The sequence below is a fragment of the Alteribacter natronophilus genome (assembly GCF_006007885.1).
Taxonomy (GTDB): domain Bacteria; phylum Bacillota; class Bacilli; order Bacillales; family Salisediminibacteriaceae; genus Alteribacter; species Alteribacter natronophilus.
The window spans coordinates 376,032-396,206 of the sequence record NZ_VCRO01000001.1; the positions used below are offsets into that span (position 1 = coordinate 376,032).

At 48.0% G+C, this 20,175-nt stretch carries 22 protein-coding genes; 19 read left to right on the forward strand and 3 right to left on the reverse strand.

The features are described 5' to 3' along the window. Positions 1-144: 144 nt before the first annotated feature. The 7 genes from FGB90_RS01960 (at position 145) to coaD (ending at position 6,778) form a co-directional block, all read left to right on the forward strand. The gene (locus FGB90_RS01960; protein WP_138808890.1) at positions 145-1,806 is read left to right on the forward strand and encodes a DNA repair helicase XPB; all 1,662 of its coding nucleotides are present in this window, start codon (positions 145-147) and stop codon (positions 1,804-1,806) included. Then, on the forward strand, positions 1,803-3,215 hold the full coding sequence (locus tag FGB90_RS01965; protein ID WP_138808891.1) for a hypothetical protein: 1,413 nt from the start codon (positions 1,803-1,805) through the stop codon (positions 3,213-3,215). The genes FGB90_RS01960 and FGB90_RS01965 overlap by 4 nt, the downstream gene beginning before the upstream one ends. Next, the gene (uvsE, locus tag FGB90_RS01970; protein ID WP_138808892.1) at positions 3,212-4,174 is read left to right on the forward strand and encodes a UV DNA damage repair endonuclease UvsE; all 963 of its coding nucleotides are present in this window, start codon (positions 3,212-3,214) and stop codon (positions 4,172-4,174) included. Before FGB90_RS01965 ends, uvsE begins: the two co-directional genes overlap by 4 nt. A 33-nt stretch (positions 4,175-4,207) precedes the next feature. Next, positions 4,208-4,648 (forward strand): YlbF/YmcA family competence regulator, encoded by a 441-nt coding sequence (locus tag FGB90_RS01975; protein ID WP_138808893.1) that lies wholly within the window; start codon positions 4,208-4,210, stop codon positions 4,646-4,648. A gap of 66 nt (positions 4,649-4,714) precedes the next feature. Next, positions 4,715-4,990, forward strand: a complete 276-nt coding sequence (locus FGB90_RS01980; RefSeq protein WP_138808894.1) for a YlbG family protein — start codon at positions 4,715-4,717, stop codon at positions 4,988-4,990. A gap of 736 nt (positions 4,991-5,726) precedes the next feature. Continuing rightward, positions 5,727-6,296 carry a 16S rRNA (guanine(966)-N(2))-methyltransferase RsmD gene (gene rsmD, locus FGB90_RS01985; protein WP_138808895.1) on the forward strand — a complete coding sequence of 190 codons (570 nt, stop codon included), beginning with the start codon at positions 5,727-5,729 and terminating at the stop codon, positions 6,294-6,296. Beyond that, on the forward strand, positions 6,296-6,778 hold the full coding sequence (coaD, locus tag FGB90_RS01990; RefSeq protein ID WP_138808896.1) for a pantetheine-phosphate adenylyltransferase: 483 nt from the start codon (positions 6,296-6,298) through the stop codon (positions 6,776-6,778). Before rsmD ends, coaD begins: the two co-directional genes overlap by 1 nt. 141 nt (positions 6,779-6,919) lie before the next feature. Here coaD and ylbJ read toward each other — a convergent pair whose 3' ends face one another. Beyond that, entirely contained in the window at positions 6,920-8,128 is a 1,209-nt protein-coding gene (gene ylbJ, locus FGB90_RS01995; protein WP_138808897.1) for a sporulation integral membrane protein YlbJ, read from the reverse strand. Positions 8,129-8,224: 96 nt separating this feature from the next. Between ylbJ and FGB90_RS02000 the strand changes: the two genes are divergently transcribed. Together FGB90_RS02000 and FGB90_RS02005 are read left to right on the forward strand one after the other, a co-directional pair. Next, the gene (locus FGB90_RS02000) at positions 8,225-9,034 is read left to right on the forward strand and encodes a patatin-like phospholipase family protein (RefSeq protein ID WP_171051665.1); all 810 of its coding nucleotides are present in this window, start codon (positions 8,225-8,227) and stop codon (positions 9,032-9,034) included. Beyond that, positions 9,006-10,052, forward strand: coding sequence for a SepM family pheromone-processing serine protease (locus tag FGB90_RS02005; protein WP_138808898.1), 1,047 nt, complete (start codon positions 9,006-9,008; stop codon positions 10,050-10,052). The genes FGB90_RS02000 and FGB90_RS02005 overlap by 29 nt, the downstream gene beginning before the upstream one ends. A 119-nt stretch (positions 10,053-10,171) precedes the next feature. Here FGB90_RS02005 and FGB90_RS02010 read toward each other — a convergent pair whose 3' ends face one another. Next, positions 10,172-11,413, reverse strand: coding sequence for a nucleotidyltransferase (locus FGB90_RS02010; RefSeq protein WP_171051666.1), 1,242 nt, complete (start codon positions 11,411-11,413; stop codon positions 10,172-10,174). A gap of 293 nt (positions 11,414-11,706) precedes the next feature. Between FGB90_RS02010 and FGB90_RS02015 the strand changes: the two genes are divergently transcribed. The 4 genes from FGB90_RS02015 to FGB90_RS20060 all read left to right on the forward strand — a co-directional run bounded on the left by FGB90_RS02015 (position 11,707) and on the right by FGB90_RS20060 (position 14,108). Beyond that, on the forward strand, positions 11,707-12,210 hold the full coding sequence (locus FGB90_RS02015; RefSeq protein ID WP_138808900.1) for a YceD family protein: 504 nt from the start codon (positions 11,707-11,709) through the stop codon (positions 12,208-12,210). Between the two features lie 48 nt (positions 12,211-12,258). Continuing rightward, positions 12,259-12,432, forward strand: coding sequence for a 50S ribosomal protein L32 (gene rpmF, locus FGB90_RS02020; protein ID WP_138808901.1), 174 nt, complete (start codon positions 12,259-12,261; stop codon positions 12,430-12,432). A gap of 181 nt (positions 12,433-12,613) precedes the next feature. Continuing rightward, complete coding sequence (locus FGB90_RS02025) at positions 12,614-13,411, forward strand: enoyl-CoA hydratase/isomerase family protein (RefSeq protein WP_138808902.1); 798 nt, start codon at positions 12,614-12,616, stop codon at positions 13,409-13,411. Between the two features lie 139 nt (positions 13,412-13,550). Then, entirely contained in the window at positions 13,551-14,108 is a 558-nt protein-coding gene (locus FGB90_RS20060) for an RsfA family transcriptional regulator (protein WP_138808903.1), read from the forward strand. 127 nt (positions 14,109-14,235) lie between these two features. Here FGB90_RS20060 and FGB90_RS02035 read toward each other — a convergent pair whose 3' ends face one another. Further along, positions 14,236-14,724 carry an N-acetyltransferase gene (locus FGB90_RS02035; RefSeq protein ID WP_138808904.1) on the reverse strand — a complete coding sequence of 163 codons (489 nt, stop codon included), beginning with the start codon at positions 14,722-14,724 and terminating at the stop codon, positions 14,236-14,238. 230 nt (positions 14,725-14,954) lie between these two features. Here FGB90_RS02035 and FGB90_RS02040 point away from each other — a divergent pair, with 230 nt between their 5' ends. From FGB90_RS02040 to ftsL, 6 genes are all read left to right on the forward strand, one after another. Continuing rightward, positions 14,955-15,854, forward strand: coding sequence for a 2-dehydropantoate 2-reductase (locus FGB90_RS02040; RefSeq protein WP_171051667.1), 900 nt, complete (start codon positions 14,955-14,957; stop codon positions 15,852-15,854). After that, positions 15,851-16,228, forward strand: a complete 378-nt coding sequence (locus tag FGB90_RS02045) for a DUF3397 domain-containing protein (protein WP_138808906.1) — start codon at positions 15,851-15,853, stop codon at positions 16,226-16,228. The genes FGB90_RS02040 and FGB90_RS02045 overlap by 4 nt, the downstream gene beginning before the upstream one ends. Positions 16,229-16,333: 105 nt before the next feature. Next, on the forward strand, positions 16,334-17,962 hold the full coding sequence (gene bshC, locus FGB90_RS02050) for a bacillithiol biosynthesis cysteine-adding enzyme BshC (RefSeq protein ID WP_138808907.1): 1,629 nt from the start codon (positions 16,334-16,336) through the stop codon (positions 17,960-17,962). Positions 17,963-18,391: 429 nt separating this feature from the next. Next, positions 18,392-18,823, forward strand: a complete 432-nt coding sequence (gene mraZ, locus FGB90_RS02055; RefSeq protein ID WP_138808908.1) for a division/cell wall cluster transcriptional repressor MraZ — start codon at positions 18,392-18,394, stop codon at positions 18,821-18,823. 26 nt (positions 18,824-18,849) lie between these two features. Beyond that, on the forward strand, positions 18,850-19,797 hold the full coding sequence (rsmH, locus tag FGB90_RS02060) for a 16S rRNA (cytosine(1402)-N(4))-methyltransferase RsmH (RefSeq protein WP_138808909.1): 948 nt from the start codon (positions 18,850-18,852) through the stop codon (positions 19,795-19,797). After that, positions 19,797-20,171, forward strand: a complete 375-nt coding sequence (gene ftsL, locus FGB90_RS02065; RefSeq protein WP_138808910.1) for a cell division protein FtsL — start codon at positions 19,797-19,799, stop codon at positions 20,169-20,171. Before rsmH ends, ftsL begins: the two co-directional genes overlap by 1 nt. Positions 20,172-20,175 lie beyond the last annotated feature (4 nt).

The following is a 20,175-nucleotide window of genomic DNA, read 5'->3' on the forward strand; positions in this document are numbered from 1 at the left end:
TTTTCTGTGCAGCGATTTCCGGTCATTGGGTGAGATACAGGGACTAGGTGATCGTAAAGAAAGGCCCGGCACTTGGGCTGCTTCTTCAATACGTGCATAATCAGAGAGGCTTCTTCCAATAGTAACCATAAGCAGTTTGCCGGAATGAAAGCGAAGGTGAAATATATGAGGGAAGAACAGCCGATTCTAATCAGCTCAGACAGGAAAATCTACCTGCGTGTGGATCATGAACAGTATCCAATTGTGCAGCCGGTACTGCAGGATATAGCTGAACTTGTGAAATCCCCGCAGGCAGTTCATGTGTATGAAATGAGCAGCCACTCTATATGGTACGCCTGTGAAAGAGGGATGACTTACGATGATATTCAAAACTTTTTCTGTGATTATGGAAAAACCCCTCCGCCGGAAGAGCTGCTCCAATGGATGAAAAAACATTTTGCCAGATACGGACTCCTCATTATCACCCGCAACCAGGATGGTATGCGTTTATGCTCAAAAGAAAAAGGACTGCTGAAAACCCTGTTTAACGGGAGAAGGGAAGTAATCTCACCTTCACATAAAGAGGAGTACACGATCATCACTGAAGAGGAACGGGGCACCGTAAAAAGACAGCTTATGAACCTTGGTTATCCTGTGATGGATCAGGGAGGTTATGAGGAAGGTGAAAAGGTGCCTTTCTCACTCAGGGAGCATATTCAGCTGAGGCCATATCAGAAGGAGGCTGTACGCTCGGTTTTTAAATCAACTTCCCTTGATGAAGGTAATGGGATCATTGTGCTGCCATGCGGATCGGGAAAGACGATCACAGGCATCGGCCTTATGGCCGTTCTTCAGCAGGAGACACTAATCGTCACTCCCAACGAAACGTCATTGAGACAGTGGGTGCGTGAGCTAACCGCATGCACTACGCTCGGCAGGGACTGTATAGGCATTTATACAGGAAAGGAGAAGTCACTCGCTCCGATTACGGTAACAACTTACCAGATGCTTACGAGGAAAAACAGAGAAGGTCAATTCAGTCACCTGCCTGTATTTCAGTCGAGGAAATGGGGCCTGATTATTTATGATGAGGTGCATCTTATTCCTGCACCGCTTTTTCGTTTTGCAGCCGATCTCCAGAGCACAAGAAGGACAGGGCTCACAGCTACATGCGTGAGAGAAGATGGAAAAATAAATGATATTTTCAGCCTGATCGGCCCGAAAAGGTACGAGCTTGGAATTCGCAGTCTGGAGGAAAACGGATGGCTGTCAAAGCCTGTCTGCAGGGAGATTAGAGTAGGCTTTTCGGACAAGGATGCCGTTACCTACTGGGGGCTCGGTAAACGTGAAAAGTACCGGTTTGCCAGTGAAAATCAGAGAAAGCTTGATGTACTGGAGAAACTTCTGAATCGCCACCGGCATGAAAAAGTACTGATCATCGGTCATTATCTCAGTCAGCTGAGTGCTGTTCATAACCGGTTTGGTACCCCGCTTGTCACTGGTGCTACGTCAATTGAGGAGCGTGAAAGACTGTATAGTGCTTTCAGGGACTCAGAACTTAATTGCCTTGCTGTAAGTAAAGTGGCCAACATGGCACTGGACCTTCCTGATGCAGCAATTGGTATTCAGCTTTCCGGTTCGTACGGTTCCCGTCAGGAGGAAGCCCAGCGGATCGGCAGGCTGCTGCGGCCTTCACAGGAAGGTAAAGAAGTGACATTTTATTCGATCATCACTGCCGGAACCCAGGAAGAAGAGCGTGCAGGCAACCGTCAGCTGTTTATGCTTGACCAGGGATATTCTTACGAAAAAGAGGAGTGGAGTTCATGAAACTGGCTGTTTTATCAGCGGGACTTGATCCCTGCTGTCTGAAGAAAATTGAGGAAACGAGACGTAAAAGGGGGCTGGCTCCCCTGTCAGCGCATGCAGAGATTAAAAGTATCCTGCCCGTTCTGACTCCAAGGGAACAAAGGATCTATACCCTGGTTGGCAATGCAGGCATAAACAGACGGGACCGCCTCAATGACCAGTCGCTTCTCGACCGGCTGGCACTGGCTGAACTGCAGAAAGCAGGACTTGTTTTTTCGGTTCGCCGTAATGGAAAAACAGAATACGTTGTCCCGCGTGAAGCCAAAACCATGTTAACAGGAGAAAGGCAGATTGATGAAAGTGAAAAGCCGGATGATATTTTCACCCTGATGAATGCTCTTGTATCCTGTTTTTCGGGACAGCATGGAAACGTAGAAAATGATGTGAAGGTGAAAGAGCTTCTGAAGCGGTTTGACTGCGATTCAGGAGACATCGATATGCTCGTACGCTGCCGTTTTGATGATCTTATCGAGGAATATATAAAAAGTAAAAGGGAAGCCGTAGGAGACAGCCGGTTCTTTACGGGCCGGACAGGCGTTACGGAAATAATGGACCTCGGAAACATGGAATGGCTTGTACCGCTGAGTACGCAGCCCGGTCTGCTGTTTGAGCTGCTTTTATGGGGAGAAACAGAGGGCGATCACGCTGATTCGGAATATATAACAGTTGTTTTTAACCGGGGATCGGTTAGGAAAGCCGTGCAGACGGGCCGCACCGTAGAATCATTTATCCGGAAATTTGAGAAGGCTTTGAGTGACAGTGACAGCTTTCAGACCAGACTGGAAGCTCTTTCAGAAGACAGCGAACCCGGACATTATGCCGGGAGCTTTGAGGCCTTCCGGTTTTCTGCAGAAGAGGTGCTCGCAGCAGCAGTCAGTCTGCTCAGTGAGAATAATATTTCATTTACCAGAGGAGGGGGAAAGATGATCTTTGTAGAGAGTGCCTTTAAGGCAGATGCACTGAAACTGCTGAAAGCAAAGGGGATGATTAACGGGAGAGAGGATCATAATACTGGCGCCGAGTCCCCGGGTGTCCCCGGCTGGGTATGCGCTGATCCCCCCTTTAACGAGGAGGCACTCACTGAGGCACCAGCCAATCTTCCGAGACAGTGGTATTCTCTCACTTCCTACAAACCGCAGATGCTCCTCAGGCTTGTCAGGCAGGCTTTCGTCCTTGGGCTGCCACTTTCCTATACAGACAGCAGCGGAACTGCGGCGGTTACGGAAATCAGTAATCTGACAGTAAAAGGTGAAGCCCGTCCATTTTTCTGTGATGATACGGGCGAGAGAGTCTATCTTGAGCACATTCATTCGGCTGCACTTGTTTCCCCGGCTGAAGCACAGCAGATGATTCATGAGGGCCGCCTATGATTGTCCGTTTTGGTTACGTGGCGATGAGCATGGCGCTCTCAAACGCGTCTCCGTCGAAAACCATGACGGCAAAGCAGTTTGAAAAGCTGAACAATCGTGAAGCGGCGCTGAGGAAGCTGGAACGGACAGCTTCTCTTAATCTGGAAAACTGCAGAAGGCTGCTCATCCATAATAAAGCTCATGACATTACCTTTTTCCGCCTGTCATCAAGACTTGTTCCCCTAGTGGATCACCCACTGACTGAAGGCTGGAACTGGCACAGAGCAATCAGGGAAAATCTTAACAGTCTTGGGGAAACGGTCAGGGAAACAGAGAGCCGTGTGGATTTTCATCCTGATCATTTTACAGTACTGAACACGGATAGTGACGATCTGTTTAAAAGGTCACTCCGTGTCCTTCTTTATCATTACAGACTTCTTAAGGGGATGGGCGTGGATCATACTCACCGTACAGTACTCCATATAGGGGGGAAGAAATACGGAGTTGAAAAAGGGCTGGAGACGTTTGTGGAACGGTTTCAGGAAGTCCCTGCAGCCCTTGGGCAAATGCTGATGGTGGAAAATGACGATACGAATTATACTGTCGAGCATGCCCTCTATCTGGGAGAGAAGATTCAGGTTCCTGTGGTATTTGATCTCCATCACCATGATGTTCACGGCGGAAAGCCCATCGGGTCTTTCTGGGAACGGGTGGTATCCACGTGGGGACACAGCCCCCTGCCTATGAAAATGCACGTTTCAAGTCCCCGTGATCACGAAAACGATAAAAGTCATGCAGACTATATCAATGCAGATCGCCTTTATGCATTTTTAAAGGAAATTAACGGCAGTGTACCCCGCCTTGATATTATGATTGAAGCAAAACAGAAAGACGGGGCACTTTTCAGGCTGATGAAAGATCTGAAGGAAAAACCGGGAATTTCAGTACAGAATCAGTCAACCATTGAACTTGAGCGTTAACTTCATGTTATACTGCAGATGGAGGTGTATAAAATGATTACAACAGCAGCAAGTTCGGATGTCCTCCATTCCGCGTATGACCTTGGCGACTTTATTACAGACTCAGAAATCTACGCTGATTATATACATGCAAAACAGGTGATGGAAAAAGACCGTGAAGCCCAGCGGCTGATCGCTTCCTTTCTTGAGCTGAAAGACAAGTACGATGAGGTCCAGCGTTTTGGAAAGTATCATCCTGATTATAAACAGGTCACCAGAGATGTACGGGAAGCTAAAAGGCAGGTCGATCTTCATTCCTCTGTTGCAGAATACAAGAAAGCTGAGAAAGAGCTTGAAAACCTGCTTCGTGAAGTGAGTCTGATCATAGCCGACACTGTGTCGAAAAATGTGAAAGTACCTACCGGCAATCCTTTCTTTGATCAGGACGGCTGCAGCGGCGGCTGCGGTTCCGGCGGCAGCTGCGGCTGTTCATAATGTTGCCCCCTTTGCCTTTCGGTGCTAAACTGGAAATAACGACTAAACAGAGGGGACGGGAGCGGCGTGATCGGAAACCGTGTCGGACTGGCTATATGGATCCAGTCATTAAAGCACGTCAAGCAGCTTCGGCGGTTTGGCAACATTCATTACGTATCCAGAAAAATGAAATATGTTGTGCTCTACTGTGACGGTGAGAAAGCCGAACAGACAATGGAAAAGCTTGAGTCCTACCATTTCGTCAAGCGCGTCTCCATGTCCATGCGGCCATATCTGAACACTGAATTTCAGAATTCAAAACCCGACAAAGCAAAAGAGTACGATTATAAAATGGGTCTTTAACGCAGAAAACCTCCGCAGCGGTGCGGAGGTTTTCTTATTGTCAGAATTCACATCAGGTTCCCTCCGGAACGCAAATAGTTCTGTAGTTACGAGCGGGAGCGAAACACATGAAGGAGGCTTGCCGGCATCGCTACGGAAAGCAGGCGTAAGGTGGAAACGGAGTTTCTTTAAAAAGCTCTTTTCGTAAAGATTGTTGTTATTAGTATTATTATTTTCATAGCGAAAGGCCGCGACTCCAGCGACGAGCGATTACTCCGTGAGTTATCTCCGAGTTGCTTCGACGCAGCCTTCTTCGGAGCTTAACCGGCAGAGGAAGAAGCAGGAAACTTTCACCCGGCTGCAGTGTTGCCCGCGGAAAGCGTCGGTCTGCAGCGTAGAAAAACAAACAATCTTTCCTGAAACAGCCAAATATAGCAAGGTAATCTTCCTGCCCCTCAAAAGGAAGGAATAAAAAAATCCCGCAGAAGTAACCTTCTGCGGGTGCCTTAATGAAAACAGCCAAACCGTTTTCAAGGCTATGGGAGAGGAGAAACCGGAGGAAGAACTTATGGGGAAACGTAAGTCTTCTCCGCGGTTGTCAGCAACATTGGTATCATGTTGCTATCCCTTATTATGGACAACTGTCAGGAGAATATACACAGATTAACAGGGTTTGACAATTTTACCTGCCTGACGTGCAGATCCATACGAACATATGCTACGATTATTATGAGTACATAAAGAGAGGACCAGTCGTATGAGAGTGATCAGCGGAAGAAAAAAAGGAACATTATTAAAAGCCGTTCCCGGTATGAACACCCGCCCAACAACTGATAAAGTAAAGGAATCGATTTTTAATATGATCGGCCCCTATTTTCAGGGAGGAGAAGCTCTTGATCTCTACGGGGGAGCGGGAGGTCTTGGTATTGAAGCCCTGAGCAGAGGGGTGGAAAAAGCCGTATTTGTGGACCGTGACTTTAAAGCTGTAAAAACAATCAGGAATAATCTGAAAGCAGCCGCAATGGAGAACCAGGCTGAAGTTTACAGAAACGAGGCCGGAAGAGCGCTTCAGGCGCTAGTTAAAAGAAAGAAATCCTTCAGCCTTATATTCCTGGATCCACCTTATGCGAAACAGCAGCTGAAAGAGGATCTGACTTTTATCGGGGAAAACGCTCTGCTTGAGGAATCCGGACGGATTGTAGCTGAGCATGATGCTAAAGTGAATCTGGATAACCGGTACGGAATGCTGGAACTTGTACGAAGGGAAACATACGGGGATACGGCGGTTTCCATTTACCGCTTAAATGAAACGGAGGAATCAGACTAATGGGAAAAACAGCTGTATGTCCGGGCAGTTTTGACCCGGTTACATTGGGTCACCTGGATATTATTACGAGGGGAGCCGGGGTGTTTGACCGGGTCATTGTCGCCGTCCTGAATAACAGAAGCAAGAAACCGCTTTTTTCGGTTGAAGAACGTGTGGCCCTGATCAGGGAGACCACTGCTCACCTGCCGAATGTGGAAGTGGACAGCTTTGACGGCCTCCTGATCGATTATGTCAAAAACAAACAGGCCAACGCCATTATTAAGGGACTGAGGGCGGTCTCGGATTTCGAGTATGAACTTCAGATGGCCTCGATTAACCGTAAGCTCGATGAAGATGTAGAGACATTCTTTATGATGACAAACAATCATTACAGCTATTTGAGCTCAAGTATTGTAAAGGAACTTGCAAAGTACGAAGCATCAGTATCGGATCTTGTCCCTGCACCTGTTGAAGAGGCTCTGCTGAGGAAGTTCAGAAACTGACTGCCATAGTCTGATTTTAGCGGAGACCGTGGAAAGTGCCAGCCTCAGGCATGGTTATCCGGCTTTTTTCGAAACGGTAAAGAGGTTGCGGGAAAAGAATAAGGCGGACGGGTTTTCCTATGATCCGTCCGTCTTTTTAAATCAGAGTCGCGATGGTCCAGCTGAACGTACGGCACGATAGAAAATATACATAACGAGCGTAAACAGGGTAATCAGTCCCCCATAAACCGTGAGCCAGTCATAAATACCGACAAAGATATTATTGACAGCCGTGCCTGAATCCGGCCCCGACACCGGCTCAGTCACCCTGCTCAGGTAAAGGGGCTTAAACAGGAGAGCAGCAAGAACAGCAGCACAGAAACCGTGTAAAAGCCTCGCCGCAAAGAAGGGTTTGAAACGAATGTCCGTTTCGGCAAGGATACTGGCAACCTGGGCCTGAACACTGAAGCCGTTGAAACCGAGAATAAAGCTGACCACCACTGCCTTGAAAAACAGAGGAATTCCCTCAGTCTGACTTGCGATCTGACTGCCGATTGTAATTTCAAACAGGCCTGAGATCAGGGAGGGGCTTAATTCGTTTGGAATCTGGAAAAATGCGAGTATAATGGTAAGTACTACTGCAAACAATTGTGACACATGGAGCACGGTCAGAAGCTGATTTAATACAGAGAATAAAATGATAAACCCGCCGATCATAAGCAGTGTTGAAACTGCAGAATGTACGGCATCCCCGAGGATTTTTCCGAGGGGACGTCTGTCCCTGATCCGCTCCTTATGCATCATCCGGAATGCCTGCCTGACTGAAAGGCGGCTGTCTTTCCCGCTGTCGCTTTCATCTGAACCGTAAAACCGCATGGCAAGCCCTGTAAGCAGATTTCCGGAGTAATGACAGACAGCCAGAAGAAGTCCAAGCTGGGGGTTATGGAAAAAGCCGACGGCAATGGCGCCGAATATGAAAACAGGATTGGATGCGTTCGTAAACGATGCCAGACGCTCTGCCTGAATTCTCGTCAGTTTCCTGTCTTTCCTGAGCCTGGCTGTAAGCCGCGCACCTGCAGGGAATCCGGAAGCCATCCCCATCGCCCAGACAAAACCGCCTGAGCCCGGCACCCTGAACAGTGGCCGCATAACGGGTTCAAATAATACACCTATAAACGTAACGACTCCGAACCCGATCAGGAGTTCGGAAAGAATAAAAAAGGGCAGAAGGGAAGGGAAAACGACCTCCCACCACATACTAAGCCCCCTGATGGAGGCTTCATAGGCCTCTTTCGGGAAAACCAGAAAGGCGACAGCGAGAAAAGCCGCTGAGCCTCCGTATACGATCGTTTTAAAGTGTGAGGCGGTCAAGGGCGGGCCTCCTCCCGGTCATAAACTTGTCCTCGCTAAAATATACGTAATTTCAGGGAGATTAGACCTTGATTCAGGAGGTTGAGGGAGGTAATCATGAACCCGAAAATCGGTTTGGCTCTGGGTTCCGGAGGGTCCAGAGGTTTCGCGCATATCGGTGTACTGAAAGTGCTTCTCAGGGAAGGGATCAATGTTGATTACATCGCGGGCAGCAGCATGGGGGCCCTGATCGGCACACTTTTCAGTGCCGGACACTCACCTGAAATGATTGAAAAAATGGCCCTTCAGTTCAGGAGAAAGTTTTTTCTTGATTTTACTGTTCCGAAAATGGGATTTATAAAAGGTGATAAGGCTAAAAGTGTCATCAGAATGCTCATGAAACAGAAAAAACTTGAAGAGCTTTCTCCTCCGGTTTCAGTAATTGCCACGGATCTGAAAAAAGGAGAAAAGGCGGTGTTTACGACAGGGGATGCCACTAGAGCTGTCAGGGCAAGCATTGCCATACCCGGGATTCTTGTGCCTGAGCGGATAGAGGGGCGTCTGTACGTTGACGGAGGTGTCATCGACCGGGTTCCCGTGAGTGTAGTGAAGGAGATGGGGGCGGACCTTGTCATTGCTGTGGACGTGTCCTATTTTAATAAAGAACCTGAGATTACCTCTATTTATGATGTCATCATGCAGAGCATGGACATTATGGAAAAGGAAATGGTACGTTTCAGGGAAATTGAGACAGATTTAATGGTACGGCCAATCTTTAAACATATTAAAGCCACTCAATTTACAGAGGTTGAGGAGATAATCCTGCAGGGGGAACGGGAAATGGAAAAGCATCTCGTCTCCTTTAAGGAAAGCATTGCGGCGTGGAAGGAGAAGCAGCATGAGCAACGAGAAACGGAGAACGATTAAAGGGTCCGCATTCAGCTGGGGCATTTTCCTGCTTATACTGGTATTTATCAATTTTTATCAGCTGCCGTACTACTTCAGTATTCCCGGAGACGCCAAGGTGCTCAGTGAAGTTATTGAAGTGGATGAGGGATTTGAATATGATGGATCCCTCAGTCTGACGACTGTAAGAATGGGCAGGTCGAACACAGTGAATTATGTGTGGTCACTCCTCAGTACCGAGAGAGATCTGGTCCATGAAAGCCTGATTCGGCCGGAGGGGGAGTCCGATGAGGAATATCACCACCGGCAGCTTATGATGATGGCCAACTCACAGGATACAGCCATTCTGGTGGCGTACAGAAATGCGGGAAAAGAAGCCTACTTTGAGAATTACGGGGTAATTGTTACCAGCTTCGTGGAAGGTATGGATGCGGAGGCCAAGCTCGAACCCGGAGACAGAATTACAGCTGTCAACGGGATGGAAACGCAGACAGCTCAGGATCTTCTCGACGAACTGGGAGACGCCCGGATAGGGGATCAGGTTGAGCTGAGAGTGGAGCGGGATGGCGATACTCTGGAAGTTGTGCTTGCGGTGGATCACTTCCCCGAAGAACTTGATCCGTCAGGAGAACGCGGGGGAATCGGGATTGCCCATCCTGTAACCGACAGGGAACTTATTAAATCCCCTGAAGTTACAATTGACACCAGGCAGATCGGCGGTCCATCGGCAGGTCTGATGTTTTCACTGGAAATTTATAATCAGCTGACAGAAGAGGACATTACCAGGGGGCACCATATAGCTGGAACCGGTTCACTCAATGAAGATGGTGAGGTTGGCAGAATCGGCGGGGTTAAGCAGAAAGTCATTGCAGCAGACAGTGCCGGTGCAGCCGTGTTTTTTGTCCCCAATGAAAATGGGGTGGAGGGGTCCAACTATGAGATTGCCATGGAAACTGCCCAAAGCATTGGAACAGACATGGAAGTAGCCGGAATCGATACTTTTGATGAAGCTCTTACCTACCTGGAAAATCTCCAGTAAACCTAAAGGTGTTGCCGGGGAGGCTCAGCGTTACCGCCGCGGAAAGGGAGTGGATGTCGTTTAGTACAGCTCCTGTCCGTCAAATTTACAGAGCAGAGTAAAACAAAAACCGGAGTGCCTTAAACGAAGGCACTTCCGGTTTTTTTGATCCGTACAGGTGTTTCACGGTATTCTTTAACCATACTGCCGCCGGCCCGCTCCACTAAAGGCAGGTGATGTACCGTTGAGGCCTCGATGTCTTTCTCAAAAAGAGGGTCTTCACCCCGTGAAGCATTTGCAACAAGTGGTACATCCAGATCTTTTCTCACCGAAGAAAGGTACTCCTGGCCGGCAGCAGTCATGCCGAGGAGCCGGATATAGGAAGGTTTCAGCGGATCACCATAATCTTTGAGCCACTTTTTTCCTGTGTTCATAAGCATATGAACCATCGCTCTCTGAAGGCGGGTTCTTGTATAACGTTTAGTTTTGACGAATGAAAGGAATGTTTCCCAGTCCTCGGCATGGGAAAGCCCTTTTTTGAATCGGTGCTCAAGACCTTCCTCCATCTCACAGATGGAACGCAGGTCTTCGGGGGAGCTGGTAACAAGTCTGTGACGGAAAAGAGGAAAGTAGTCCTCCCAGCTGTGAAATCCGCCCCACTCTTCCTTATACTCCTTCAGGCACTGGTAAGTTGTCTCCGGTACGTATTTGCGGATATCCTCCAGGTCTGAATCAGGGGAAAACAGGATCCTCCGTATACTGGTTGCACTTGCTATGGGGCCATCTCCTGCAACCGGATCGTGGTAGCCTGCCTGTTCCCTTGTAATGGTCAGCGGTTCGATGCGTCCCCCAAGTTCTGCAGCAGCCTCACAGTACTGAAGACCGAGGATGTTGTTTGGTTCGCTCAGATCCACTCCGGTAAAATCATCTGAAGCAATTGTTCTGTAGGCACTGGCTGCAGCCGCAGGGTAACTGAGGCCGTCAGAGAGGGCTTTTTTCATATGGTGACTGTATTCCGGGTATCTGGCCTGAAGCAGCCGGGCAGTCTGGTGGAAACGGTCCGTATTCCCGTCCTCACTGCCGAAGACGACAGATGAAGCTCCCAGTTTTTCCAGGATGGCAACGGCTCCCCGGGCAAAAACGCTGGCATGCTGGACAGCGTAGGCAAAAGGAAGTTCAACTACAATATCACAGCCTCCCTTCAGTGCCATTCTGGTCCGCGTCCACTTGTCGGTGATGGCCGGTTCGCCACGCTGAAGGAACGGGCCGCTCATGACAGCGATGACTATATCAGCTCCGCTGAGTTTACGGGATTCTGTCAGATGATACTGATGTCCGTTATGAAAAGGGTTATATTCTACAACTAGTCCGGTTGTTTTCACTTCCAGCATCTCCTTGGCATAAATCATTCTTATTTTAATTCTAATCAAAAACCGCTGTGGTTTAAACCTTCTTACTTCCTGGTAACCCAATTAAGTGAAAATCCTCCCCGTAAACAGAGCGGTCTTCTTTAATCAGAACATCAAGTCTGTTACACTGAATTTCCGAGGAGGAAAACAGGATGGTTTAAAGCCTCCAGTTCGGGTAAAATGTATACTGATGATGTAAAGAAGTTACCTTGACAAAAGAAATCGGCAAGGATATAATTACATTTGTTGTCTTGAGGTGAAATAGAATGAAATGGTCGGTTCAACAGTTGTTATCCTTAAAGCATAAAGGATTACACATCGACGAATCGGTTGATGTATCAGAGCTGCAGGAAAGAGATCGTGAAATCCGGCACATCAGTCCCGTACACGTAACGGGCGATGCATCATTTACCCGTAATTCCGTGAGGTTTAAACTCCGGATCAGCGGTGAAATGACGCTGCCCTGCTCAAGGACGCTGAATGATGTGGAATATCCTTTCTCAATCGAAGCCAACGAGATCTTCAAGTTGGATGAATGGGCCACCTTCGAAGAGGAAGATGACGTTCATGAGCTGGATGATAACACGGTTGATTTAATGCCGTACGTGAAAGAACGTATACTGCTTGAGAAACCGATGCAGGTCTTCAGCGAAGCGGAGGAAGGACCGGCTCCTGTTCAGGGCAAAGACTGGGAACTTGTTTCCGAGGAGGAACAGGAGAAGAAAGTCGATCCCCGGCTGAAGGAACTTGAAAAGTTTTTTGACAAGTAACGGTCTGTCAAAGGGCAGACATGAACGAATATCAGGGAGGTGTCAGACATGGCCGTACCTTTTAGAAGAACGAGTAAAACCCGTAAAAATAAGCGCCGTACACACCAGAAGCTTACTGTACCTGGCATGGTAGCGTGCCCGGACTGCGGAGAGCAGAAGCTTTCCCACCGCGTATGCAAAGCCTGCGGTTCTTACAAAGGAAAAGAAGTTGTAAACAAATAAGACCCGGATGGGCAGCAGGAAGGTACTCCTTCCTGCCTTTTTTTTGTAGGGGAAAGTAAGTGGTCTGGATGATGCGAGGGGAAGGTGTGCAGTGGAGCTTTTTGCTGCAAGAATCGCCTCGGCTATTTTTTTTTATGCAGGGAGAAAGCGGTTACATAAATGCACGGAAGGGGACCCGGATATGAGCGGAAAGAGAAGTAAAGTGGAAGTGAGAAAAGAAGAGAATCTGCTGTGGGTTACAATTAATCGGCCGGAAGTTAAAAATGCGGTGGATTTTGATGTAGCAGACCGCCTGGGGGAAGCAGTTTCGCAGGCTGAGTCGGATCCTGATATCAGCGTAATGATACTGCAGGGGAAGAAGGGTATTTTCTGTTCAGGTGGAGATCTGACAAAGTTCCATTCTCTCAGGACAGAGGAGGAGGCACTTTCCATGCTGAGACCTGTCAGCCGGCTTTTAAAACGGATTGCAGATCTGCCGGTTATCACTGTTGCTTATCTGAACGGGCATGCCGTAGGCGGGGGCTGTGAAATTGCTGCTTCATGTGATTACAGACTTTCACTGCCTGGCAGCCGAACCGGGTTCATTCAGGGGACGCTTGCGATCACGACCGGATGGGGTGGTGCCAGTTTTCTGAAGGAAAAGGTTCCTTACACCACTGCTCTGACCATGCTTGGCAGCGCCAGGCTGTTTTCGGCTGAGGAAGGGAAAAAGATCAGATGGATAAACAAAATAGTGGAAAGTGACGAAGAGCTGAGGCTTTGGTGCAGCCAGTGGGCTCATACCGGAAAGGAAGTCATAGCCGCCTATAAACAGACACTGAGAACAGAACAGGAAAGAGAAACCCTGGCTGCTTCGGTTGATCGTGAAGTAAGGCGCTGTGCTGTGCTCTGGGAAATGGATGCCCACCATGAAGCGGTGGAATTGTTTCTATCAAAAAGGAAAAGGAGTACAGGAGGTAATGGGAGTAAAAGCCGGTAATACCCGGACATGTCCCATGTTTCTGAATAGGACCAGCCCTTCAGTTTATACTTAAATTAAGAGAACGAAGTCTATCTTTTCTATCATCTGCATAGATATGAGATGAACAGTGAGGAATTTAAAAAGGAGGGGGTGCCGATTGGTTCGGCAGGATGCATGGAACAATGATGAAGATCTGACATTGGCAGAAACAGTACTCCGCCATATACGGGATGGAAGCACGCAGCTTGCTGCATTTGAAGAGGTTGGACGCAGACTTTCCAGAACGCCGGCAGCGTGCGGCTTCCGGTGGAATTCTGCAATCAGAAAAAAGTATGAAACCGCCATCCAGCTTGCGAAGAAGCAGAGAAAGGCAGTTAAGGGTAAAAAAGGTCATGTGGAAAATGGAGTGGATTACCCGCGTTCGGTGAATAGCGGCGGTGAATCTGCCCCTAAGGGAATTGTCGGAGTATTTGATGAAGTGATTGCATTTTTGCATGAGCAGCGGGAAAAGCTGGAAAGTGCAGGAGCTGCAGAGGACGCGAATGAGCTGGCAGAAGCGGTGGCTGCCCTGCGGCAGGAGAATGAAGTTCTCAGTAAAGAGCTGAACAAGGTTAAAGGCGATTACGATATCATGAAGCAGGATTATCAGCTGATGATTAATGTCGTCGAGCGTGCAGCAAAACGAAACAAAAATACTGCAGATAATCTGTCGTGACTTTGCAGTGTAAATGAAAAGAAGAACGGGCCCGTCATAACAGAGCCTGTTCTTCTTATTTTGGCTTGAATCCACAGCAGACTCTGCCTTAAAGATGAACAGCAGGTGCCGGCACAGATCAGTTAAGTTACTCCTGATCGGTTTTCTGTTCTTTTACGCCCTGCGGAAACCAGACGTACGGATTTTCGCCCCTGTCCCGCTGAGTATCGTAAGTGAGTGGTTCAAATCCCATGAGTGTCCAGAATTCATCGGACCGCTGACGTGCATTTGTTTTGATTGGAAGTCCGAGTGACTTTGCATAATCAACAAGGGATCTTCCGAATCCTTTTCCTTTATATGGTTCAAGAACTTCGAGTTTCCACAGTTCATAATAGTCCTGGGGAGGTTCGAAGTAGCGGTCGAACTTACTGTCCACTTTGTACAGACTCATTCTTGCTACGAGTTTGTCACCGTAGTAAATCCCGTAAAATGGTGATTCTTCGTCATTGTCCACCATATTGCCCTCGAGATCCTCTTTCATGGACAGCTCCTGCAGTCCATATTCACGAAAGTTCTCAAACTCTTCAAGTGTTTTAAAGTTAATGCGTAAGCGCTTAACTTCCTGGATATCAACCATGGCTGTCCCTCCAACAATTCGATTACTTCCTATTTTACAATAATGACAACAGAATAATCTATATGTTTTTAAAATTTCCACTCCAAAAATGAAAGCGCATTAATGGAAACCCTTCACAATCCTGTTTCTATTAAAAGTAATTTTTTAAATAAAAGAGGAAAAACCGTGCACAAATGGAATTTATGATAAAATATACGGCAAATACAGCGGCTGAACAGAAGGTGAACGTAATGAAGGTGAATGTGATTGGAGGCGGCGCGGCGGGGTTGCTTACGGCTGCTTACAGCAGAATAGCGGGTTTTGACGTAACCCTCATAACGAGAACCGCCGGACAGGCTGAGCGGATCCTGGAGCGTGGGGTGGTACTGGAACGTGACGGGGTGTATGAGGAAGTAACGGGGATTCATTCTGTTCCGGTGAACGTTCCATCCGATGCGGATGTAACGATAGCTGCGGTGAAGCAGTTTCACCTTGAGCCTGTACTGGAGGAAATTGCAGATTCGGGTTTTAAGGGGCCGGTGTTTTTCCTCATGAACGGGATGGGCCATCTTGAAAAGGCCTCTGAGAAACTTACCGGTCCCTCGATTTACGGGTGCGTGATGACCCACGGGGCACTCAGGGGCGAACCGCACTCTGTGAGGCACACAGGCACCGGAATGCTGAAAGCGGGTCCGGCAGGAGGAGAAGCCTCTCCTGCAGCAGATGCATTCTGCCGGGGTTTAACCGGAGCCGGCCTTAACGCAGCGCTGACCCATTCCATCGAACAGGATATGATTGATAAACTTGTGGTGAATGCCGTTATTAATCCGCTCACAGCAATTTACCAGGTTAGTAATGGGAGTCTGTGTGACAATGGTGAACTTGAAGGGAATGCCCGGCAGCTCTACGCTGAGGTGGCCGGGGTTTTAAAAGGAGCACCTGGGTGGGAGTTTGTGGAGGAGGTCATTCTGGGCACGTCGGAGAATCACTCCTCAATGTGTATGGACCTTATGAAAGGGAGACTTACAGAAGCCGATGCAATTACAGGTTACGTGCTGAAAAAAGCAGGAGAGAACGGCACCCCTGTTCCGGTGACAGAATTTGTTCACCGTTCGGTAAAAGGACTTGAAAGGAGGGGGCTGCGGCTGTGAGTATTATTGGGGGAGTGGCGGCTACGCTGGTAACAGTGCCTTTTATTGCACTGTATCTTATTTACATTGTTACGGTAAAGGTGACTAAAAATAAAGGAGTCGCCCTGAGAGCTGCTGCTGATGGGTCGCTGCTGTTTTTTGTACTGGCAGTTCATTTTTTTATCCTTGAAATATGGGGTCTGTCCCTCATTCAGTATATCTTTGCCGTTATGCTTTTCCTGGCTATCATCTTTACGTTCGTTCACTGGAGAAAATATGAAGATATCCGTTTTTTCCGAATTGCAAAGGGTGTCTGGCGTTTTCAGTTTGTTCTGTTTCTGGTTCTCTATGTTGTTCTGGCCATCGTAGGTTCGGTTTTGACGATTGCAGCGTGAACCCGGTGCGTTTCGTTGGTCATGAAAAAAAACTCTGCTATAATAGAGCAATGAAATAACGGTACTCGAAATAACAGTCATGAGAAGCTGAAAGGTTGTTACTCTATGCAGATAAAGTATGAACATATAAAAGGTGTTAATCCTTTTCTGGATCAGTACATAGAGCAGAATAGCAGACTGCTCTCTTTTTATGATTACGGGTCTGGTCCTGAAGATCTGAAGGAAAGAGCAGCAGAACTTTCAGAACGGCAGTTTAACAGAACGGAACTTGCCGGGGTTCTTTCTGCATTTAATCGCAGATATACAGACTGTGAAGAAACATTCAGACAGATTGAAAAGCTTACGGCTGAAAATTCTGCGGTGATTGCAGGCGGCCAGCAGGCCGGGATTTTTACAGGTCCGCTGTATACTGTTAATAAGATTATTTCAATTCTGACGGAAGCTGCCCGTGCTGAAGATGAAACGGGGATCCCGGTTGTCCCGGTGTTCTGGATAGCAGGTGAGGATCACGATATTGATGAAATTAATCACATTTTTGTTCACTACAGGGATGAAATCAAACGGGTATCTGTACGGGAGCGCAACGATGTAAAAATTGCCGCATCGGAAAGACCGGTGAAAAATGAGGAGACGGCTGAGCGTCTTCTCAGTTCTTTCCGCCACCTTCGTGAAACGGCGTTTACCGGTCCCCTTTTTGAGGAGTGGAATCGTCTGCTTGCCTCATCCGAGACGTATGTGGATTTCTTTGCTGCTCTTGTTCACACACTGTTTAAAGGAACCGGAATCGTTCTTATGGACGCCCATGATCCTGATATAAGGCATCTGGAGGGTCCCTTCTTCAGGGAGCTCGTCAGAAAGAACCGCGAAATCAGAAGTTCGTTTGTATCGAGGGCAGAAGCGTTCAGGGAAGCGGGATTTGGTGAACCGGTGACGATTGATGCCGCGCTTTCGCATCTTTTTATCCACCATAAAGGCGAGCGTATCCTGTTATATGCTTCGGAGGATAACGGTACTTTTACAGACCGGGATGGCCGTTTCAGCTGGACTTTCAGCGAAGTGGAGCAGAAAGCAGGAAGCCCTGGAGCGCTGAGTAATAATGTTGTGACAAGGCCGCTTATGCAGGAGTGGCTCCTCCCTGTCCTGGGCTTTGTTTCAGGCCCGGGTGAAATAAAATACTGGGGGACACTGGGAGAGGTGTTTCAGAATTTTGATTATAAGATGCCTCCTCTTCTGCCGAGGATGCAGATCACGATCTGTGACAGGAGAACACAGCGCTATGCGGGCCGCCTGGATGCAGATATTCATAAGGTAATTGCAAATGGTGTTCAGAAAGATAAACACGAATGGCAGTCTGCCCGCAGGCCTGTTGACTACAGTCCGGTATTCGAACGTGCGGAGAGTGAAATGCGGGAAGTGCTGCAGCGTCTCAGAAACAGTCTTTCCGAAAACGATCTGATTCCTCATAAAGCGGACACTTTTGAAGAGGGTGCCCTGAACATGCTGGAGCGGTATGAAAAGGAAGTGGACAGAGAAGTTAAAAGGGATCTGGCACCGGGGGTCACGGGTTACGACAGCCTCAGTGCTGCCCTGCGCCCCGAGGGGGGCCTTCAGGAGCGGGTTATCAATGTTCTTCCTTTTCTGAACGAGTACGGTCCTGACCTCATACGTGACCTGAACTGCAGAATCAGGGAGAACCCCCCGCTCAGTCACGAACATACAATTGTATACCTTTAGCTTACAGCCGCAGAATATTTCTGCGGTTTTTTTGTCATGAATGGCTGTGAGACAGATAGACGGGGTTTTTCCGCACTGGTATTGAAACAGTCTCTCTTACCCCGGGTTTTCAGTCTGCCGCAAATCACTTCCATGGGCTGCTGTGTTCCAACCTTCCTGAGGGCAGAAATCCGTAAAATTTCCCCACTTTTCCCCACTCCATTTTTCCTTAAAAGACAGACTGTTTTGCCCTTCGCGGGGTGACGGCGTAAACCTTAATATACCAGGCTTTTTTCGATTCAGGCGTAAAGATTCGGGATGATAAAACAAGTGTGAATTACTAAAGCAGAAAAAAATATTACAGTTTCAAAACTTATTTCAAAAAGAAGTGGAGGAAAGTGGGGGGATGTGGTAAATTAGTGATAAGAAGTGGGGGAGGGGGTGCCGCAGATGTTTATGGGAGAGTATCGTCACAACATTGACGATAAAGGCAGGATGATTATTCCCGCCCGATTCCGTGAAGATCTCGGCTCCTCCTTCGTGGTAACAAGAGGGTTGGACCAATGTCTTTTTGTTTATCCCGAAGAAGAATGGAGACACTTAGAACAGAAGCTTAAAGCACTTCCTTTTACCAAAAAGGACGCCAGGGCATTTACCCGTTTTTTCTTTTCCGGTGCAACTGAATGTGAACTGGACAAGCAGGGGAGGGCAAACATTGCCGGTGTACTCAGGTCTTATGCAAAGCTTGAAAAAGAGTGTGTCATCATTGGTGTCTCAAACCGTGTGGAAATATGGAGTAAAGAAATCTGGGAAGAGTATGTAGAAGAATCCGAAGACTCCTTTGCAGAGATTGCAGAGGGAATCGTCGACTTTGATTTGTAAACGTAAAAAAGGGACAGGTGCAGCAGATGTTTGAACACGAAACGGTACTCAGGGAAGAAACAGTCGAAGGATTGAAAATAAAACCGAACGGCATCTATGTGGACTGTACACTCGGAGGCGGCGGCCACAGTGAAAGGATTGTCCGGGAGCTTGGTGACAGCGGGAGGCTGATTGCCTTTGACCAGGACGACCGGGCACTGAAGGCAGCTAAAGAACGTCTGGAACCTTACAGGGAACGGATTACATTCATACGTTCTAACTTCCGCCACATTAAAGAAGAACTTGCTTCCATCGGAATAACCAGCGTTGACGGTGTCGTTTTTGACCTCGGTGTCTCTTCACCGCAGTTTGACGAAGCGGACAGGGGATTCAGCTACCGTTACGATGCACCGCTGGATATGAGGATGGATCAGACACAGGAACTGACGGCCTTTACTGTTGTAAATGAGTGGTCGTTCCATGACCTGATGCACATCATCAGCCGTTACGGGGAAGAGCGTTTCGCTAAACAGATCGCCAGAAAAATAGAAGCTAAACGTGAAGAAAAGGCGATTGAAACGACAGGGGAACTCGTTGAGATTATAAAAGACGCGATTCCTGCTCCTGCAAGACGAAAAGGGGGGCATCCTGCCAAGCGGACGTTTCAGGCAATCCGGATTGCAGTGAACGAAGAGCTTGATGTGTTTGAGCACGCTCTTCAGGAGGCAATAGAAATTACTGCGCCGGGAGGCAGAATTGCTGTTATTACATTTCACTCCCTTGAAGACCGGATCTGCAAGCAGGTGTTTAAACAGAAAAGCTCCACACCTGACCTGCCGAAAGGACTGCCCGTCATTCCTGAAGAATTCAAGCCGGAACTGACACTGGTGCCGCGAAAGCCGATTACGGCTGATAAGGAAGAACTAGAGAGAAATCCAAGAGCGAAATCCGCCAAGCTGCGGATTGCAGAGAAAAACCAGGGGAGGGGTAGTTAATGAGTACAGCCAGACAGCATGTACACGAGCGGCACATACAGGGAGCGCCGCATACAGAAACACAGACTGTCAGACAGCGGGTGTTTAAAGGCGGGCTTACCAAAGGGGAGAAAATCCTTTATCCTCTTGCACTTCTGGCAGTTGTTTTCGCAGCCTATATTGTTGTTTCTAATTATGCATCCATTTACATTGCCAACCATGAAATTCAGCAGACTGAAATGGCAATTGCCGATCAGTCAACAGTAAATGAAGGGCTTTCCCTGCAGGTGAAAGGCCTGTCCGATCCTGACCGCATCCTCTCCATTGCAGGAGAAATGGGTATGACACTGAATGATCAGAACGTAAACCTCATTCAGAACCGGAATCAGGATTAATGGA

Excerpts from the sequence above, each read along its gene's own strand:
- FGB90_RS01960 (WP_138808890.1), top strand. The coding sequence starts at position 145 with ATGAAAGCGAAGGTGAAATATATGAGGGAAGAACAGCCGATTCTAATC.
- FGB90_RS01965 (WP_138808891.1), top strand. The coding sequence starts at position 1,803 with ATGAAACTGGCTGTTTTATCAGCGGGACTTGATCCCTGCTGTCTGAAG.
- uvsE (WP_138808892.1), top strand. The coding sequence starts at position 3,212 with ATGATTGTCCGTTTTGGTTACGTGGCGATGAGCATGGCGCTCTCAAAC.
- FGB90_RS01975 (WP_138808893.1), top strand. The coding sequence starts at position 4,208 with ATGATTACAACAGCAGCAAGTTCGGATGTCCTCCATTCCGCGTATGAC.
- rsmD (WP_138808895.1), top strand. The coding sequence starts at position 5,727 with ATGAGAGTGATCAGCGGAAGAAAAAAAGGAACATTATTAAAAGCCGTT.
- coaD (WP_138808896.1), top strand. The coding sequence starts at position 6,296 with ATGGGAAAAACAGCTGTATGTCCGGGCAGTTTTGACCCGGTTACATTG.
- FGB90_RS02000 (WP_171051665.1), top strand. The coding sequence starts at position 8,225 with ATGAACCCGAAAATCGGTTTGGCTCTGGGTTCCGGAGGGTCCAGAGGT.
- FGB90_RS02005 (WP_138808898.1), top strand. The coding sequence starts at position 9,006 with ATGAGCAACGAGAAACGGAGAACGATTAAAGGGTCCGCATTCAGCTGG.
- FGB90_RS02015 (WP_138808900.1), top strand. The coding sequence starts at position 11,707 with ATGAAATGGTCGGTTCAACAGTTGTTATCCTTAAAGCATAAAGGATTA.
- rpmF (WP_138808901.1), top strand. The coding sequence starts at position 12,259 with ATGGCCGTACCTTTTAGAAGAACGAGTAAAACCCGTAAAAATAAGCGC.
- FGB90_RS02025 (WP_138808902.1), top strand. The coding sequence starts at position 12,614 with ATGAGCGGAAAGAGAAGTAAAGTGGAAGTGAGAAAAGAAGAGAATCTG.
- FGB90_RS02035 (WP_138808904.1), bottom strand. The coding sequence starts at position 14,724 with ATGGTTGATATCCAGGAAGTTAAGCGCTTACGCATTAACTTTAAAACA.
- FGB90_RS02040 (WP_171051667.1), top strand. The coding sequence starts at position 14,955 with ATGAAGGTGAATGTGATTGGAGGCGGCGCGGCGGGGTTGCTTACGGCT.
- bshC (WP_138808907.1), top strand. The coding sequence starts at position 16,334 with ATGCAGATAAAGTATGAACATATAAAAGGTGTTAATCCTTTTCTGGAT.
- mraZ (WP_138808908.1), top strand. The coding sequence starts at position 18,392 with ATGTTTATGGGAGAGTATCGTCACAACATTGACGATAAAGGCAGGATG.
- rsmH (WP_138808909.1), top strand. The coding sequence starts at position 18,850 with ATGTTTGAACACGAAACGGTACTCAGGGAAGAAACAGTCGAAGGATTG.
- ftsL (WP_138808910.1), top strand. The coding sequence starts at position 19,797 with ATGAGTACAGCCAGACAGCATGTACACGAGCGGCACATACAGGGAGCG.